Source organism: Pontimicrobium sp. SW4, assembly GCF_039954625.1.
In the GTDB taxonomy this organism is placed as follows: Bacteria; Bacteroidota; Bacteroidia; order Flavobacteriales; family Flavobacteriaceae; genus Pontimicrobium.
In genome coordinates this window covers 3,219,995-3,237,745 of record NZ_CP157199.1, presented here as the reverse complement: position 1 = coordinate 3,237,745, position 17,751 = coordinate 3,219,995, and the positions used below count along the sequence as shown (strand labels likewise).

General features: G+C 32.2%; 15 protein-coding genes. 2 read left to right on the top strand and 13 right to left on the bottom strand.

Annotated features, from left to right (window positions below):
* Positions 1–12: 12 nt before the first annotated feature.
* From ABGB03_RS14850 to ABGB03_RS14795, 12 genes are all read right to left on the bottom strand, one after another.
* Positions 13–1,875, bottom strand: coding sequence for a SulP family inorganic anion transporter (locus ABGB03_RS14850; RefSeq protein ID WP_347923437.1), 1,863 nt, complete (start codon positions 1,873–1,875; stop codon positions 13–15).
* Between the two features lie 25 nt (positions 1,876–1,900).
* Positions 1,901–2,584, bottom strand: coding sequence for a DUF2490 domain-containing protein (locus ABGB03_RS14845; RefSeq protein WP_347923436.1), 684 nt, complete (start codon positions 2,582–2,584; stop codon positions 1,901–1,903).
* Between the two features lies 1 nt (position 2,585).
* A complete protein-coding gene (locus tag ABGB03_RS14840; RefSeq protein ID WP_347923435.1) occupies positions 2,586–4,154 on the bottom strand; it encodes a SulP family inorganic anion transporter in 1,569 nt (522 codons plus the stop codon).
* Between the two features lie 87 nt (positions 4,155–4,241).
* Positions 4,242–4,547 (bottom strand): hypothetical protein, encoded by a 306-nt coding sequence (locus tag ABGB03_RS14835; protein ID WP_347923433.1) that lies wholly within the window; start codon positions 4,545–4,547, stop codon positions 4,242–4,244.
* A 58-nt stretch (positions 4,548–4,605) separates the two neighbouring features.
* Positions 4,606–5,370: a tetratricopeptide repeat protein gene (locus ABGB03_RS14830; protein WP_347923432.1), complete on the bottom strand. Its 765-nt coding sequence runs from the start codon at positions 5,368–5,370 to the stop codon at positions 4,606–4,608.
* Between the two features lies 1 nt (position 5,371).
* Positions 5,372–7,141, bottom strand: a complete 1,770-nt coding sequence (locus ABGB03_RS14825) for a BatD family protein (protein ID WP_347923431.1) — start codon at positions 7,139–7,141, stop codon at positions 5,372–5,374.
* A 1-nt stretch (position 7,142) separates the two neighbouring features.
* Entirely contained in the window at positions 7,143–7,958 is an 816-nt protein-coding gene (locus tag ABGB03_RS14820; RefSeq protein ID WP_347923429.1) for a tetratricopeptide repeat protein, read from the bottom strand.
* Between the two features lie 65 nt (positions 7,959–8,023).
* Positions 8,024–9,061: a VWA domain-containing protein gene (locus ABGB03_RS14815; RefSeq protein WP_347923427.1), complete on the bottom strand. Its 1,038-nt coding sequence runs from the start codon at positions 9,059–9,061 to the stop codon at positions 8,024–8,026.
* A 97-nt stretch (positions 9,062–9,158) separates the two neighbouring features.
* Entirely contained in the window at positions 9,159–10,166 is a 1,008-nt protein-coding gene (locus tag ABGB03_RS14810; protein ID WP_347923426.1) for a VWA domain-containing protein, read from the bottom strand.
* Positions 10,167–11,867, bottom strand: coding sequence for a hypothetical protein (locus ABGB03_RS14805; RefSeq protein WP_347923424.1), 1,701 nt, complete (start codon positions 11,865–11,867; stop codon positions 10,167–10,169).
* Positions 11,868–11,874: 7 nt separating this feature from the next.
* Positions 11,875–12,741, bottom strand: coding sequence for a DUF58 domain-containing protein (locus ABGB03_RS14800; RefSeq protein WP_347923422.1), 867 nt, complete (start codon positions 12,739–12,741; stop codon positions 11,875–11,877).
* A 106-nt stretch (positions 12,742–12,847) separates the two neighbouring features.
* Positions 12,848–13,852 carry a MoxR family ATPase gene (locus ABGB03_RS14795; protein WP_347923420.1) on the bottom strand — a complete coding sequence of 335 codons (1,005 nt, stop codon included), beginning with the start codon at positions 13,850–13,852 and terminating at the stop codon, positions 12,848–12,850.
* Positions 13,853–14,037: 185 nt separating this feature from the next.
* Between ABGB03_RS14795 and ABGB03_RS14790 the strand changes: the two genes are divergently transcribed.
* Both ABGB03_RS14790 and ABGB03_RS14785 read left to right on the top strand, forming a co-directional pair.
* On the top strand, positions 14,038–14,796 hold the full coding sequence (locus ABGB03_RS14790) for an SDR family NAD(P)-dependent oxidoreductase (protein WP_347923418.1): 759 nt from the start codon (positions 14,038–14,040) through the stop codon (positions 14,794–14,796).
* A gap of 33 nt (positions 14,797–14,829) precedes the next feature.
* Positions 14,830–15,963, top strand: coding sequence for an ATP-binding protein (locus ABGB03_RS14785; protein WP_347923416.1), 1,134 nt, complete (start codon positions 14,830–14,832; stop codon positions 15,961–15,963).
* 54 nt (positions 15,964–16,017) lie between these two features.
* Here the strand turns inward: ABGB03_RS14785 and ABGB03_RS14780 are convergent, their stop codons facing one another.
* A complete protein-coding gene (locus ABGB03_RS14780) occupies positions 16,018–17,571 on the bottom strand; it encodes an aldehyde dehydrogenase family protein (RefSeq protein ID WP_347923415.1) in 1,554 nt (517 codons plus the stop codon).
* Positions 17,572–17,751 lie beyond the last annotated feature (180 nt).

Genomic DNA, 17,751 nt, shown 5'->3' with positions numbered 1-17,751 from the left:
TTTTTTTAATTTTTAATGTACGTCTTTTATATTTTGTTTAATCCAACTTACACAGTCGTTGAAATCTTTAAAGATATGTTCTTCTGGAATAAAATCTGGAATGATATCAATTCGCTCCATCATGTATCGAGGTTGTTTTAATAAATTTACAAACAGCACTTCTATTCCTTTAACTTTTAAATCTTGTAACATATCTTCCATTGCATATAATCCTGATTGATCCATATATTGCATACGCCCTAACCTCATTATTACTGTGGATGCTGTATCTGGTATTTGTAGTCTGAGTTGCTGGAAATCGCTTGTAGAACCAAAGAATAAAGGTCCTTTTAGGTGTTTAATAAACACTTCTTCTTTAAGATTTTCTGGAAATCCTATTTCATCTTTCCAAGCTTCTTCTTTTAATGGTTTTACATCACTACGTTCAGCTGTTAAATCTCCTATCTTTTTCATAAACATTAAAGAGGCTATTACCAAGCCAATACCAACCGCATACACTAAGTTCCAGAATGTTGATAACAATAATACAACTACCATTACAACGACTTCTGAACTTAATTTAAAAGGCCCAAATTTAATATCTCTTGGTAGAACTGGTATTGCTCTTAAGCCTTTATAATCCATTACACCGATACCAACTGTAATTAAAATTCCAGCTAAAACAGCAGCAGGTATTTTTGAGGCTAATGGCGCCAATGCCAATAATATTATTAATAACATAACACCAGCAATCATACCTGAAAGTTTTGTTTTTCCTCCAGAATTAATATTTACTACTGTTCTAATTGTAGCTCCTGCTCCAGGAATTCCTCCAAATAATGCTCCAATAGTATTCCCAATTCCTTGTCCTACTAGCTCTTTGTTAGGTTTATGCTTTGTTTTTGTCATATTATCTGCTACAACGCTTGTTAACAAAGAGTCTATTGCCCCTAAAAGTGCTAACGTTAGTGCTGTAAAAATATACGGTGTAATAGAACCTAAGCTAAACTCACTAAAAATTTCGGTTCTAATAACTGGTAACCCTTCAGGAATCCTTTCTATTGGTTGATAATCTAACTTAAATCCAATAGCTATAGAGGTCATTACAACTAAAGCCACTAATGTACTAGGGACTGCTTTTGTAATTCTTTTAAATCCATAAATAATAAAAATAGTACCTACTGCTAATATTAGTTCAAGCCAATTAATATTTTGTAAGGCTCTAGGTAACACTTTAATTGCTCCCAAAACTCCCGAGGCTTCTTTGGCTGCTAAAGTTTGTGATTCTTTAAGAATTTCATCTGGCGTTACTTTTTCAGCTCTATTTATTGTTTCTTTAAAGTCTTCAAGCACTAAAATGCCTTCTCCAGCTTCTTCTTTAAGAATGTTTTCTAATATCAATTCTTCGGCTACTGGCTTAAATTCGCTTACAAACTCAACATCGTCTTTTGGGTAATACCCAATTGATGGTAAAATTTGAGTTACTAAAATTATAACTCCAATAGCTGTCATAAAACCAGAAACTACTGGGTAAGGAATATATCTTATATACTTTCCAAGACCTAAAATTCCAAGACCAATTTGCATTAATCCTGCTAAAATAAATACTGTTAATATGGCTGGAAGCGCTTTGTTAACATCGCCATCGTTTACCGCAATTATACCAGCAATAACCACCATACTTACGGCTGTCATTGGCGCTGTTGGTCCAGAAATTTGCGTGTTTGTCCCTCCAAAAAGAGCTGCAAAAAAGCTAATAAAAATAGCTCCATACAACCCTGCACTTGGACCTAATCCTGAAGAAACTCCGAATGCTAATGCCAATGGTAATGCTACAATTCCTGCTGTAACACCTCCAAAGATATCGCCTCTTAAATTTGAAAATAAATTTTTCATGGTTATTTAGTTGTTTTTGTGTTTTTTAAAAAGTAAAAAACGTTATTATATTAAATTGATCTCGACTTGTGGTTTCAAAAAACTGATTCATATAACCAGCTTCTAATCTTAATGCATTACTAATATTATATCCTAAACCTGCATAAACTCTGTTTCTATCGAAAATAGAGCTCTTCGTATTTAAGAAAATTTCATTGTAAGCAGAAATATAATATTTATTTGCCCCTTTTTCTTTTTTATCTAATGGGATATTTAAGCCTAAAAAATACCTAAACCGCATTTTAAAATCGGATTCTACAAACCGTTGTTCAAATCTATATCTATGATTTAATTTTACATTGCCTACCGTTTGTTTTGATGTAAATTGTTGAAAGATTCGATGTTCATTTATTGAAACTTTATCATCTGTATTACCTAAATAGTTTTCAGATAATATATAACCATAACCCATTAAGACATTGTTTTTACTCTCGTTAAAGGTATAGCCTATACCTGTTCTAAGTAACAACTGCTCTAAATCGCCAATAGCATTGTAGTTTCTATATTGAACTTCGTTATGGATGTTCCACTTGTCGTTTAATTTTTTGTTTCCTATATAAATAAGCCAATTACCAAAGTTACTATCTTGACTTTGAGCAAATATTGGTAGCATTAAAGCAATGATTAATGCTACTAGGTTTATTTTATTTTTCGTATTAATTTTCTTCATTCTATGCTGTTTTAGGTCTTAGTTTAAAAAACTCGATATAACTATCTGGGTTTTCTACGATACCTCTTTCTGAAATTAATTTTATATCAACATTTCTTGCCTTTGCTTTAAACGCAAAGTCTTCAAGGATTTCAATAATATCATTATCTAAAAATCTTGTCTTTCTTACATCGAACTCTAAAAAAGAGTTTTCAGGAAGTCTATCAAGTTCCTTTAAAATAGCTCCTTTATTAAAGAATGTTACTTCTTCAGCTAAGGTCATTTTTAATCTTTGTTTGCCGTTGCTTTTATCTTCTATATGCAAAAAGTGTGAGTTTTGGTAACTCTTAATAAGTATAACCACCACGCCAACTGCAAGTCCTAACCCAATACCGTATAAAAGGTCTATAAAAACAATTCCTAATACTGTTACAGTAAACGGAATAAATTGTTTCCAACCCATTTGATACATTTTTTTGAATAATGCTGGTTTAGCTAGCTTATAACCTACAATTAATAAAATGGCTGCTAAAACAGACAAGGGAATCATATTTAACAATCGTGGAATTAAAATCACTGAAACCAATAATAATAAACCGTGAATAATTGCCGATAATTTACTTTTACCTCCCGATTGAATATTTGCCGAACTACGCACAATAACTTGAGTAATTGGAAGACCTCCAACTAAACCTGAAACAATATTACCAGTACCTTGTGCTAATAACTCTCTGTTTGTTGGAGTTACATTTTTATTAGGGTCTAATTTATCTGTAGCTTCAACACATAAAAGTGTTTCTAAACTAGCTACTAAAGCAATAGTAAATGCTACAATCCATATATCTGGATTCGTAATAACACTAAAGTTAGGGAAACTAAATTGTGCTAAAAACGATGCAGCATCTTCAGGTATTGGTACATTTACTAAATGTGATTCGGTTATTACTAATGAGTTATTTGATTGTGTTAACGCATAAAAAATAATCCCAATAGCTACTGCTACCAAAGGTCCTTGAATGATTTGAAAAAGTTTTCCCTTTTTAGATAATATTTTATCCCAAAATAATAATATGGCTAATCCAACAACTCCAATTAATGTAGAGCCAATTTGTATATGGTCTACAATTTTTAGTAATTGAGTTAAAGTACTTTCATCATTTACATTAAAAAGCGCGAATGTTTTATCGTAACCAAAAAAGTGTGGTATTTGTTTTAAAATAATAATAATACCTATACCAGTTAGCATCCCTTTAATAACAGATGATGGAAAATAATAACCAATAATTCCAGCTTTTAAAAATCCAAATAGAAGCTGTATAACTCCAGCTATAACAACTGCTACTAAAAAGTTTTCATAGCTTCCTAAGGTTCCTATTGCAGTTAATACAATAGCGGCTAAACCTGCAGCAGGACCTGAAACACCAATTTTAGAGCCGCTTAAGCTTCCAACAACAATTCCACCTATAATTCCTGCTATAACTCCTGAGAAAAGTGGAGCTCCACTAGCTAATGCAATACCTAAACATAGAGGCAATGCAACAAAAAATACGACTATACTCGCAGGTAAGTCATTTTTAATATGTTTAAACATTTAATAAATAATTTAATTAATCAAAAAAAGATTACTCTTTTATTGAACATTTAATTTTAGTAAGGGATTACCTTAAATCTGTAATTATTAAATGTTTAGCTCAGGAGGAGGAGATGTTAATTCTTTGAATAAAGAATTATAATTTTCAAAATGAATATTACGTAAGCTTACTAAACCATAATAGTTTGCATGGTCTACGTTGTCTTTTAAAACAATTTTAACTTTAAGGTCTTTACCTTTCTCTTCTCCTTTTTCTTCTCCTTTTTCTTCTTCAGGAGCATCAACAAGGATTGAAATATCATAGTTATTGTCAATCACAGCAAGTATATTTGGTGCTAATGTAAACCCCAAAAATATAACTGTAAATAATAGTGCTACGATTGTTTTATTCATCTAAAAAATTTGAGTAGCAAATATACTTTTTGATTTTGTTAAAATTGTTAAGTAAATATTAAATATTGTTCAACAACTTAATATCTTCAAATGGTATCCAACCAGTTTTACCATCTGCAAGTTTTATTTTCACCCAATTTTCATCATAACGCTCTAATACTTGCACTTTTGTGCCTTCATGTAAAGTAAAAGCTACTTCACTTCGTAAATTAGGATCTATTTTTATGTCTGTTTCTTTAGCAAAAACTATTGCTGGCTTGTCTTTTTGTACGTATTGATATTTTTGATAAGCAAAGAACAAACAAACCATTGACAAAATAATTGCTGATGAACTAATTACAAAAGCTAAACGCTTCTTTGTAGTAGCACTTGAAAAATAATATCCTAAAAATAGAATTGCAAAAACCATAACTAACCCTATCGAAAACAGAGCCCAAGTATCGAAACTAAAGGTGTTAATGATATTTTTACTTATTCTTGATAATCCAATTTCTGGTACAACTTCAATATCATCTATAGTCATGTTTTGAGCAAAACTCAAATTAGCTTTAATGTCTTTGTTTTTTGGAGACAATTGCAAAGCTTTTTCATAATAATAAATACTAGGTGCTATTCTATTAAGTTTATAGTAAGCGTTTCCAAGATTAAAATACAATTCGCTTGAATGAACATCGTTACTCAAGATTCTTTCATAACTTTCTATTGCTTCTTGGTAATTCCCTTCGTTGTATGATTTATTTCCAGCATCGAATAGCACGTCGTTTTGAGCGCTTAAAGAAATGCTTAATAAAAATGTTAGTATGTACCCTATTTTTCTTGCCATACTATCGTTTAATTTGCTTGTCAATAATAGATATTACTCTTGCTGCCTTACTATAATCTTGCTGCATTTCAACATTAGAAAAAGGTGTATACCTTGCTAATTCGCAGCTTTTTAGTAAATCAATAAACTCTATTACTGCATCATTATTAACAGATTTATTGATTAATAATTCTTGAATTTTATCCTTACTAAAATCGCTTGTTTCTATGTGAAGCTTCGATTTTAAATAATTATGTAAAGCTCGTTCCATTGCATTATAAAAAGCTTCTTTGTCTCCAAGTGTCTTTTTAGCTTCTCCTAAATATTTTCTAGCTAATTTATTGGCTGTTCTAACTTTGTTCCCAACAACATCATTGTCTCTCTCTTCTTTTTTATGCCTTAAGAAAATTGCCAATGGAATAACTAAAAAGGGTACTAATAGTAAAATCCAAAACAATCTAGATTTAAAGAAATATGATGGTTCTTTAGGGATAAAATTCGTCTTAGTTTTAAACGACATAAATTGCCCTCCAGACTGAGTTATTGGTTGCTTTGTCATATTTAATGAAGAACTCTCATTAATGGCTTCATTGTTATTAATTGGCCCTTCGCTAACGTTTACAACAACTTCATCAGACGTGATAGTTTTATATTTTTTAGTTTCCAAATCAAAATAGGAAAACGATACACTTGGTATAGGGTATTTTCCTTGGAAAGAGGGCACGATAGTATATGTATCAGATATTTGGCCTTGCATTCCAGTTAAGTTTGTAGAAACCTTTTCGCTATGTTCAGGTTCATAAACTTCTAATGAGCTTGGTAAGGTTAATTTAGGAAGCTCAAAAAGCTTTAAATTTCCTTTTCCAGAAACTTTTACTGTAGCTTGTAATGCTTCTGTTGCTTTTAACTCGTTTTTGTTTGTAGATACTTCGAAGTCGAAACTACCAACTGCACCCGAAAAATCCAATGGCTTACCTGCTTCTGGTAAAGCTTTTACATTAATCGTCCTACTCCCAGCTGTCACAGTACGACTTACTGTTTTTAGCAATCTACTGCCAAAAATATCCCGTCTATTAGTTGGTACTTGTACTTTAACATCCAATGTTAATGGTTCAATATTAAGCTTACCTGTTTTTTGAGGATAAAGCACTGTTTTTCTTAGCACTACATATCTATAATCTTCACCGTTATATTTACTATTTATTAACTTTAATTCCTTTACATTAATATTCTGACTCCAAAAATCGGTATACCTAGGATTGTCTAATTCTCGCCATGTTTCAACTCCTGTATTTGGGGAAATATATAGTTTATAAACAACAGTAATAGCTTCATTTAAATAAGGGTTTGTTTTGGATACTTCGGCAACTAAATGAATACTTTGCGATGCAATATAATTAGGATCATTAGGGTCTTTTGGCTTTTCTATCGCTGCCGTTACCTCTATAGTAACTGGAAGCGTTTTATAAATTTCTCCATCAATTTCGATAGTCGATTGCCCTATTGTAAATTTTCCTCTCTTCTTTGGTGCTAAAAAATAACTATAGGTTTTAGAAAACGATCTAACACCATTTATCCATGAATTATTAATAGCTTGACTTGGGCCTCCAACAATTGTAAAATTTTCAAAACTTGGAGGATTGAAATTGTCACCATCCTTATTCATTACAAAATCGATACGTAAACGCTCGTTTATGCCTAATTTTTTCTTGCTAACTTTTGCTTCAAAAGTAACTTGAGCTGATGCAAAACAGGTGATTAAGAACGCAATTATATGGAGCTTGAGTTTCATTTTACCAATCTTTTTCGGCTTTTACTTTCTTTCCTTGAGCTTTCTTTGCATTTATTTTTTGCTGCACCTTTTTCTCTTCATTATTCATTGCTTCTAACAAGTTTTTAACCTGCTGAGGCGATAATTTTCCTGGTTGCTGCTGTGGTTTGTCGTTCTTATTTTTTGGATCGCCGTCTTTCTTTTTATTTTCATCATCTTTAGGCTTTCCTTGATCATCCTTTTCATCATCACCATCTTTTTTGTCTTGATCGCCTTCATCTTTATTCTCATCTTTTTTCTCACCATCATCTTCCTTTTCTTTGTCCTCTTTCTTCTCGTCTTCTTTGTCTTCGTCTTTTTTGTCCTTATCCTTATTTTTATCTTCGTTTTGCTGCTGCTCTTTAGCACATTCTTTGGCAACTACAAGGTTGTATCTTGATTCTTCATCATTTGGATTATTTCTTAGTGCATTTTTATAAGCCTCTACTGCTTCTTTACACTTTTTTTGCTTCATTAAAGTATTGCCTACATTGTGAAATGCTCTATGCTTTTCTTCTTTGGTTTTAGCAACATTAGCAGCTTCGATATGTCTTAATAAGGCTTCATCATAGTTTTTTGTTTCGTAATAGGCATTTCCTAAATTATAGGCTCCTACGGCATTACTAGGTTTTTTAGAAATAGCTTTTCTATATTCTTTTTCTGCTGAAATAAAATCATCTTCAATCAAGGTATTTCCTTGATACACAAAATCGTTAGATTTTTGTAACGCTTTATCTTTTTCCTGTGAAAACACACTAGAAACAGAAAAGATTAATATGAAGAATAATAAATGTTTCATAACAAATAGTTCTCTTTGAATTTGAAAAAACTTACCGAATAATAATATTTTTTTACGTGAATATATCATAAGTTTTCGTTAAATAAATTTAAACGGTTTAACCATGCTGTTTTACGTTCTAGCAAAAATATATCTACTAATAAAAAGAAAATTCCAAATGCTAAAAACCATTGAAATTGATCTTTATACTCTGCAAACTGTTTAGCTTCAAACTCCTTTTTATCCATGTTATTTAAAATATCTCGGATAGTTTCAACGACTTCGGAAGTATTGTTGCCATTAATATATTGTCCGTTAGCTTCTTTGGCTATGTCAATTAATGTTTCTTCGTTTAACTTAGTAATAACGGTTTCTCCTTGATTGTCTTTTTTATAATTAAGGGTAATACCATTTCGTTTAATTGGTATTGGAGCTCCTTTCTTCTCACCCACACCAATCGTAAATATTTTAATGCCTTCATCGCTAGCTTCTTCGGCTATTGAGGTTGCAATATTGCTGTGATCTTCTCCATCTGAAATAATAATGAGTACTCTGTTTGTTTGCTCTTCATCATCATAATACGTTTTTGCTAATTGAATTGCTTCATCTATTGCTGTTCCTTGAGAAGACAGCATATCCGTATTCATACTTTGCAAAAACATTTTTGCCGAAGCATAATCGGTAGTAATTGGCAGTTGCGGAAAAGCTTTTCCTGCGTAAGCGATAATACCAACTCTATCGCTTGCAAGGTTATTTATAATTTGAGTAACTAATTGTTTAGATTTTTCGAGCCTGTTGGGTGCAATATCTTCTGCTAACATACTTTTAGAAACATCGACTGCAAAAACAATATCTACTCCTTGACGCTTAATGGTTTCTAGCTTAGTTCCAATTTTAGGATTTACCATAGCAATTGTTAAACATGCAAAAGCTAAGGATAAAACCATTACTTTTAATATTGACTTAAAAGTGGATCTATTTGGGCTTAAGCGTTTTAATAAATGGTCATTTGCAAATCTTTTTTGCACACGTCTTTTCCAAATTTGAAGCACCAAAAAGAGAACCACTATCACTGGAATGATAAGTAGTAGCCAAAACCATATTTTTTCTTCTATTTGATACATCCTTTTCAGTATTCAGTTTACAGTAACAGTATTCAGTTACTTGGTTCGTACATTCGCTTTTGTCTTTGTTCTTAATTCTTTTCTCTTTATTCTATATTTATACAAAGCTTCTAAAAATTGTAAATCGTAATAATAGTTCTATTAACAATAATATGCCTGCGAATAACACTAATGGACGGTATTTTTCTTCGTAATTATAGAACTTAAATTCTTCGACATCTGTTTTTTCTAATTTATCAATCTCTTTATAAATTTCTTTTAATTTTCTATTATCGGTTGCTCTAAAATATTGTCCTCCTGTAACATTTGCTATCTCTTTTAATAGCTCTTCATCAATTTCAACTTGTACTCTGCCATATTGAAACTGCCCTGTTGATTGGCTTTGAGCAATTGGCGACAATGCCATTCCGTTTGTACCTAAACCTATCGTATAGGTTTTAATTCCATATTCTAAAGCTAATTCACTAGCTGTGCTTGGATCTATAAATCCTGCATTGTTTACACCATCTGTCAATAAAATGATAATTTTACTTTTTGCTTTACTGTCTTTTATCCTATTTACAGCTGTTGCTAATCCCATTCCAATCGCTGTTCCTCCATCAATAATTGTATTGTACTTAATATCTCTTAAAGAGCGTAAAACGATAGATTTGTCGCTTGTAATTGGTGTCTTTGTATAGCTTTCTCCAGCATATTCTACAAGCCCAATTCTGTCGTTAGGTCTTCCATTAATAAACTCTGCTGCAACAGTTTTTAAAGCTTCTAATCTATTTGGTTTTAAATCTTTTGCCAACATACTTGCAGATACATCTATTGCCATCACAATATCTATACCTCGCGTTGTTTTTGTTTTTGTGGACACATCAACCGTTTGTGGTCGTGCTAAAGCAGTAATTAATAATGCCAAAGCAACTAAACGTAATAGGAATAAAATATGTCTAAATTTTGGCAACAACGAGTTTCCTGTTTTAAATCCTTTAATGCTAGAAATTTTAAACTCAGCTGTTTGCTTTTTATATTTAAATACATGCCATAAAATAGCTAAAGGTATTACTAAGAATGCCCAAAACATTTGTTTATTTAAAAAGTCTATTCCTTCAAACATTTATTCTTCGTCTTCTATTTTAATTAATTCAATAGAGTTTAAAATACGCTCCATTATTTGGTCGGCATATACATCGTCTTTTTTCCAAACTAAAATTACTTCTTGTAATAGATTTTGAGTTGTAAACCCAAGAATTACATAATTCCCTCTTTCTTCGCTTCCTTTTTCAGTAACAAAATCAGCTGTCCCGAAAGTTTTTATCCCTTCTTGACCGTTAGGTGTTATAAATTGTTCACTTTTAGTAATAATGTTTTTGGCGCCTCGATTCTCAAAGTTTTTAAGATGTGCTTCTGCAACTTGTCTAAGGTCTATTTTATTTTCGTCTTCTTTGGAGTCTCCCTGTTCCTCTCCTCCTGGAGGTTCAGTTGAAGCCATTTTTGTTGAAATAACTGCAATATCAAAATTGGTGTTTGCATTGCCATACCCAAAAGCTGCTACTTGCATTTGGCCTTTTAGATGCTCGGGTAAATTATTAGATTTTCGTTCTAGCACTTTAGGTGTCGTAATAATAACGCCTGGAGCTCCATATTCACTTGTTACCCAATCTTTCTCTTCCAAGAGTTCTAAACTAGAATCCCCAAAAATAGTATCCTTAACATATTTAAATCCAAAATACATTCCAAAGCCAATATAGGTAGCAATTAACAAGGCTATTGACGCTACAATTGTAATAACAACTTTTCTTTTTCTTCTATTCTCTTCTAATTCTTCTTGATATTTTAAATCTGCTAATAGTTCTTCTTCTGTTGGTTCTGGAAGCGACTCTTTTACGTGGTCAATCTCCATATCAATGGTATTTCTATCCATTATAGCCAACTCTTTATCTGGTTTAGACTTTGCAAACTTTACTAAATCTGCACGACGTAAAATGGTGTCAATATTTTTTATATCCTCTTTACTAAGGTCTATTTGATTTCCATCTTTTAACAAATACAACCTGTTTATTAGTTCTTCGGTAGTACTTTCTAATGCGTGATCATATACTTTTTCGTCAAGATACTTTCTAATGATTCCTGTTAGTTCGGAATAATATTCTTTTATTTCTTCGTTTTGAAGATATCCTGATTTATCTAGTTCTAGTAAAGCCAATTTTGCTCTTTCATAAGGCGGTAATAGTGCTACTTTTTCTTCTTCAGTCAATGGTTTTTCTCTCCAAATAAACCAGTACAATAAAAAAGCTACAAGTGCTAAGGATAAAATTATAATAAGAAGATACAGCCACCACTTGCTTGGACTTTTATCTACCTCAATAATTGGTTTGATACTATACAAAGGCTGTAGCGTCGTATCAACTTCTATAGTCCTTACCTCAACTTTTAATGAGTCCGTAAACGCTTCATAGTCTCCTATCAATATTTTTTGTCTAGGAATAGTATACGTTCCTGAATCAAATTGTGTGAGTCCGTATTTTTTAATTAATTTAAAGCGATCTCCTAGTTTTGTGGCATCTACCTTGTAGGATTCTATCATCTCCAAAGGTAAAAATGTTTGTCCTTCAGGAAAGACAACAAGGCTTGAGGTATCTACTTCAACTTCAATACTAAAAATTAATTCTTGTCCAATTTTTATAGTTGTAGAATCTATTGATGAAGATATTTTTTGTGCAAATGAGACTATTGAAAATAACGCAAAGCAAAAAGACAGAACAATTGTTCTATACTTTTTTGCTTTAAAATCTATATTTTCTAATTTATAATTCATCACTCTTTTATCCTCTTCTCTTAAAATATCCTAACAATTTTTTTACATAACTTTCATCGGCACGACAATCAATAACTCCTGCTCCAGATTTTGTAAAACTATCCTTATAATAATTCACTTTTTCATTATAAAATTTCCCGTAGTTCAATCGCACTTTCTTTGAAGATGTATTAACTAACATTAACTCGCCTGTTTCCTCATCTTGCATTTGGACCATTCCAAGATTTGGAATGCTTTCTTCATGCTTATCATACACTCTAATTCCTGTAACGTCGTGTTTTTTTGCAGCAATTTTCAATGTGTGTTCATAATCATCCACAATAAAATCGCTTAGTACAAAAACAATTGCTTTCTTCTTCATTACATTTGACAAAAACTTCAAAGCTTCTGCAAAATTTGTGTTTTTACTTTTTGGATGAAACTCAATTAATTCACGAATAATACGCAACACATGAGAGCGTCCTTTTTTTGGTGGAATATATAGCTCCACTTCATCCGAAAATAAAATAAGTCCAATTTTATCATTGTTTTGAGTTGCAGAAAAAGCTAATGTTGCCGCAATTTCTGTAACAATTTCATTTTTAAATTGGTTAACTGTTCCAAACAATTCAGATCCTGAAACATCTACCATTAGCATCATGGTCAGCTCCCTTTCTTCTTCAAAAACCTTAATATGAGGTTCGTTAGTTCGAGCTGTAACATTCCAATCTATATTACGCACATCATCTCCATATTGATATTGACGTACTTCACTAAAGGTCATACCTCGCCCTTTGAAGGTAGAATGGTATTCTCCTCCAAATATGTGATCAGACAAACGACGTGTCTTAATCTCAATTTTTCGAACTTTTTTTAGTAACTCTTTAGTATCCATTTTTCCTCTCTCCCAACCCTCTCTCCAAAGGAGAAAGGGCTTTTAAAACTTTAATTTTTAACTACCCTTTTAAAGTCCTTCCCAAAGGGAAGGATTTAGGATGGGATTATGGCACTTCAATCTCGTTAACAATTTTATTGATGATGTCTTCTGAAGTCACATTTTCTGCCTCGGCTTCATAAGTAATACCTATTCTGTGGCGCAATACATCATGTACAACTGCACGAACATCTTCAGGAATCACATAACCTCTACGCTTGATAAATGCATAACACTTTGCTGCGTTTGCAAGATTAATACTTCCACGTGGAGATGCTCCAAATGAAATAAGTGGTTTTAAATCGGCTAATTTATATTTCTCTGGATAACGTGTCGCGAAAACAATATCCAAGATGTATTTTTCAATTTTTTCGTCCATATAAACTTCTCTTACTGCTTTTTGAGCATTAAGAATTTGTGTAACTGAGACCACTGGATTAATTTTTTCGAAGCCTCCTCTTAAATTGGCGCGAACTATAAGTTGTTCTTCATCCATTTTTGGATAATCAATAACCGTTTTTAGCATAAAACGATCCACCTGTGCTTCAGGTAAAGGATAAGTCCCTTCTTGTTCTACAGGGTTTTGAGTTGCCATTACCAAAAATGGTTTGTCTAAAATAAACGTTTCATCACCAATAGTTACTTGCTTTTCCTGCATTGCTTCTAATAAAGCTGATTGCACTTTTGCTGGCGCTCGGTTAATCTCATCAGCTAATACAAAATTTGCAAAGATTGGTCCTTTTTTAATAGAAAAATCGTTTTCTTTTATGTTGTATATTAATGTTCCAACAACATCTGCAGGCAACAAATCTGGTGTAAATTGTATTCTACTAAAACTACCATCTACAGCTTGCGACAATGTATTAATTGCTAATGTTTTTGCCAACCCAGGAACGCCTTCAAGTAATATATGACCTTGTCCAAGTAAACCGATAAGCAAACGCTCTATCATGTGCTTTTGACCTACAATTACTTTATTCATTTCTAAAGTAAGTAAATCAACAAAAGCACTCTCTTTTTCTATTTTCTCGTTAATCGTTTTAATGTCAATTGTACCTGTATCTTCTATCATTTTCTTATTTTTTTGATGCGTGAATATAACACTCCTTTTTCAACACCGCAAATTGTTAAAATATTTCGTGTGTTGCTGTTAATAATTGGTTAAAAAATCCACTGTTTAAAAGTAGTTTTAAGCTTTTGTTTGCTATTTTTAAACTTATTTATCCAAACTTACTTTTTAAAAATTACTATTACATAATGAATAAAAATAAAACAGCATTAATTACAGGAGCAACAAGTGGTATAGGAAGAGCAACTGCTCATGAATTTGCAAAACATGGAATTAGATTAATTTTATGTGGCCGACGACAAGATCGTTTAGATACCATAAAAAGTGCTTTGTCAAAACAAACCGATGTCATTACTTTAAATTTTGATGTTAGAAATAAAACTGAAGTTTTTAATGCTATCGCTTCACTTCCAGAACATTTCAAACATATAGATATTCTAATTAACAATGCAGGAAATGCGCATGGTTTAGACCCTATACAAACTGGTGACACTGATGACTGGGATGCTATGATGGACATTAATGTAAAAGGGTTATTATATGTTAGTAAAGCAGTAATCCCGCAAATGACCGAAAGGCAATCTGGACATATTATAAATATTGGTTCGTCAGCTGGAAAAGAAGTCTATCCAAAAGGAAATGTCTATTGTGCTAGTAAGCATGCTGTTATTGCCATTACAGATGGAATGCGCATTGATTTAAATCCATTTAACATTAAAGTGACAGCCATTAATCCAGGGCTAGTTGAAACTGAATTTTCGCAAGTTCGTTTTAAAGGTGATGCTATTGCCGATAATGTTTATAAAGGTTACAAAGCGTTACAACCACAAGATATTGCAGATATTATTTATTTTGCAATTTCAAGACCTTCTCATGTTAATATTGCTGATTTGTTAGTATTTCCAACTGCTCAAGCTAATAGTGTCACTGTAAATAAAAGTCTTTAATTTAATAAGATTCCTGCCTTCGCAAGAAATGCTATGATTAACAAACGCTTGCTTATTAAAAACCTATTAGCTCACAATGATGAGAACAGTTTTTATGATAAAAAGCGAAAAATAAACATTAGTGAACGAGAAGGGAAAGCAAAATTTTTAAAGCATATTTGTGCGCTTTCCAATAGTAACCCTAAAAACAATTCGTATATCGTTATTGGAGTTGAAGATGAGGATAATAACATTGTAGGCGTCGATTTTTTTGATGATAGTAAAATTCAAAACCTCATCAATGCCTATCTTACAAACCCTCCAATTGTGCAGTACGAAAACATTCCGTTTCCACATTTACCAGATGACAAAGTGGTTGGCTTAGTAACCATTAGACCAATTAACAAAATTACCTCATTACGAAAAAACATCTGGAAGTATTATGGTGGCTCAGTCTTTTTTAGAGATGGCAGTATGAGTATGCCCAAAGTTTTTGATATTGAGATTAAAGACATCAATTCCGAAATTGTTGCTGCCATAGAAAACCATGCTCAGAATAATATTGAGCATACGTTGAATGGTGTGTTTGATTTTTTACAAAAACGAAAAGATTATAATCCAAAATATAAAGTGTTTAAAGAATATTTTGTCATGTGTTGGGCTGGACAAAAAAAAGTGGTAAAGAACGAAGTGTTTTACTCAAGAGTCGATATAGAATTAATAAACGAACAAGTACGTTTGTTTTTTTCAACTCTTGATGAAGTATCTATTGAATATGACAACCATTCCTTTAAAATAATTGAATATGTTAACTTAGGGTTGCAAGGAACTAATAAGTATTTTCAGCTTGAAAAAACTATTATCAGTTTTGGTGAAAGTGCTAATTATACTATTGACACGCAATTGCTTTTCGAACCTCCACAATATGATAAAAAAGTATTGCATCATATTTACAATTCTAACAATGCCCTTTTAAAAAACATTCAACTTGGGACATTACTTAATAAACAGCAAGAATTGGATTTAAAAAATCTTCCTGTGACCTATTTAATTTGTTATTTCAATGGGTTTGAAGATGCGATTGATAAACTAGAAGACGCAAAATCACATTTAAAAAAGCATAGTGATGAGGTTTATCAACTTTATAAAGAGGCGATTCGAATTTTAAGAAAAATCAAGTACAATTAGAAACAAAAAGCCACATCGAATGATGTGGCTTTTACTATATATGTCTAAATACTTTTAAAGATCAAACTTTATACCTTGAGCTAAAGGCAATTCATCAGAATAATTAATAGTATTTGTTTGTCTACGCATGTACACTTTCCAAGCATCAGATCCAGACTCACGTCCTCCACCTGTTTCTTTTTCACCTCCAAAAGCACCTCCAATTTCCGCACCAGAAGTACCAATATTAACATTGGCAATTCCACAATCAGAGCCAGCATACGACAAGAATTTCTCAGCTTCTTTCATTTCATTCGTCATAATTGCAGAAGATAATCCTTGAGCAACACCGTTTTGTTTTTCAATAGCATTTTCTACATCACCAGAATATTTCATTAAATATAAAATGGGAGCAAATGTTTCATGCTGTACAATTTCAAAATGATTTTTAGCTTCAATAATTGCTGGCTTCACATAACAACCACTTTCGTAACCTTCACCTTCTAAAACACCACCTTCAACTAGTACATTTCCGCCTTCAGTTTTTGCTTTTTCAATAGCTGCTAAATACGTATTTACTGCATCATGGTCTATTAATGGTCCAATATGAATCTTTTCATCCAAAGGGTTACCAATAGTTAATTGTCCATAAGCACCAACAATAGCGTCTCTTACTTTATCGTAAACCGATTCGTGAATAATAAGTCGTCTTGTTGATGTACAACGTTGTCCACAAGTTCCAACTGCTCCAAAAACAGCACCAGGAACGACTACCTTTAAATCTGCTGTAGGTGTAATAATAATCGCATTATTTCCACCTAACTCTAATAAGGATTTTCCAAAACGCTCAGCAACAGTCTTACCAACAATACGTCCCATTCTAGTCGAACCAGTTGCAGACACTAGAGGAATTCGAGCATCTGTGGTTAAAAATTCACCTACTTTATAATCTCCATTGATGATACAAGAAATTCCTTCTGGTAAATTGTTTTCTTTTAAAATTCCAGCAATTATGTTTTGACAAGCAACAGCACATAAAGGTGCTTTTTCAGAAGCTTTCCAAACACAAACATCACCACAAATCCAAGCTAAAGCAGTATTCCAAGCCCAAACAGCTACAGGGAAATTAAATGCTGAAATAATTCCAACAACACCAATTGGATGCCATTGTTCTCTCATAACATGCCCTGGACGCTCTGACGGAATCGTTTGACCGTTTAATTGTCTTGATAATCCAACTGCAAAATCACAAATGTCAATCATTTCCTGAACTTCACCATAACCTTCTTGCAAAGATTTACCCATTTCATAAGAAACTAATTTCCCTAATGGTTCTTTTAAGTCTCTCAATTTATTTCCAAATTGACGAACAATTTCTCCACGTTGTGGCGCAGGAACGTCTCTCCAAGATAGAAATGCTTTAGTAGCTGCATCCATCACTTTGTCATAATCTGCTCTTGTCGTAGTTTTTACTTTCCCAATTAGTTGTCCATCTACAGGTGAATATGATTCAATAATTTCACCGTTCGAAAAATTATTAGACCCTGTTGAAGTTCCTTCATTTATATCATTAACACCTAGTTGTTTAAGTGCTTTTTGTATGCCAAAATTGGTAGCAACTGCTTCCATATAATCAATATTTTAATTTGTATTTATTTAGCTGCGAAGATACTAATTTATTATATTTTTATAGTTGAATAATTAGTTTAAGATTTTGGCTTGTACTTGATTTTAATACTTATTTAACATTCGTTGGAAGTCTAAACACATAAAATCTTCCGTAATTATTTAACAAGAGATTACTTACGC

Coding starts and splice junctions, on each gene's coding strand:
- ABGB03_RS14850 (WP_347923437.1), bottom strand. CDS start 1,875: ATGAAAAATTTATTTTCAAATTTAAGAGGCGATATCTTTGGAGGTGTT.
- ABGB03_RS14845 (WP_347923436.1), bottom strand. CDS start 2,584: ATGAAGAAAATTAATACGAAAAATAAAATAAACCTAGTAGCATTAATC.
- ABGB03_RS14840 (WP_347923435.1), bottom strand. CDS start 4,154: ATGTTTAAACATATTAAAAATGACTTACCTGCGAGTATAGTCGTATTT.
- ABGB03_RS14835 (WP_347923433.1), bottom strand. CDS start 4,547: ATGAATAAAACAATCGTAGCACTATTATTTACAGTTATATTTTTGGGG.
- ABGB03_RS14830 (WP_347923432.1), bottom strand. CDS start 5,370: ATGGCAAGAAAAATAGGGTACATACTAACATTTTTATTAAGCATTTCT.
- ABGB03_RS14825 (WP_347923431.1), bottom strand. CDS start 7,141: ATGAAACTCAAGCTCCATATAATTGCGTTCTTAATCACCTGTTTTGCA.
- ABGB03_RS14820 (WP_347923429.1), bottom strand. CDS start 7,958: ATGAAACATTTATTATTCTTCATATTAATCTTTTCTGTTTCTAGTGTG.
- ABGB03_RS14815 (WP_347923427.1), bottom strand. CDS start 9,061: ATGTATCAAATAGAAGAAAAAATATGGTTTTGGCTACTACTTATCATT.
- ABGB03_RS14810 (WP_347923426.1), bottom strand. CDS start 10,166: ATGTTTGAAGGAATAGACTTTTTAAATAAACAAATGTTTTGGGCATTC.
- ABGB03_RS14805 (WP_347923424.1), bottom strand. CDS start 11,867: ATGAATTATAAATTAGAAAATATAGATTTTAAAGCAAAAAAGTATAGA.
- ABGB03_RS14800 (WP_347923422.1), bottom strand. CDS start 12,741: ATGGATACTAAAGAGTTACTAAAAAAAGTTCGAAAAATTGAGATTAAG.
- ABGB03_RS14795 (WP_347923420.1), bottom strand. CDS start 13,852: ATGATAGAAGATACAGGTACAATTGACATTAAAACGATTAACGAGAAA.
- ABGB03_RS14790 (WP_347923418.1), top strand. CDS start 14,038: ATGAATAAAAATAAAACAGCATTAATTACAGGAGCAACAAGTGGTATA.
- ABGB03_RS14785 (WP_347923416.1), top strand. CDS start 14,830: ATGATTAACAAACGCTTGCTTATTAAAAACCTATTAGCTCACAATGAT.
- ABGB03_RS14780 (WP_347923415.1), bottom strand. CDS start 17,571: ATGGAAGCAGTTGCTACCAATTTTGGCATACAAAAAGCACTTAAACAA.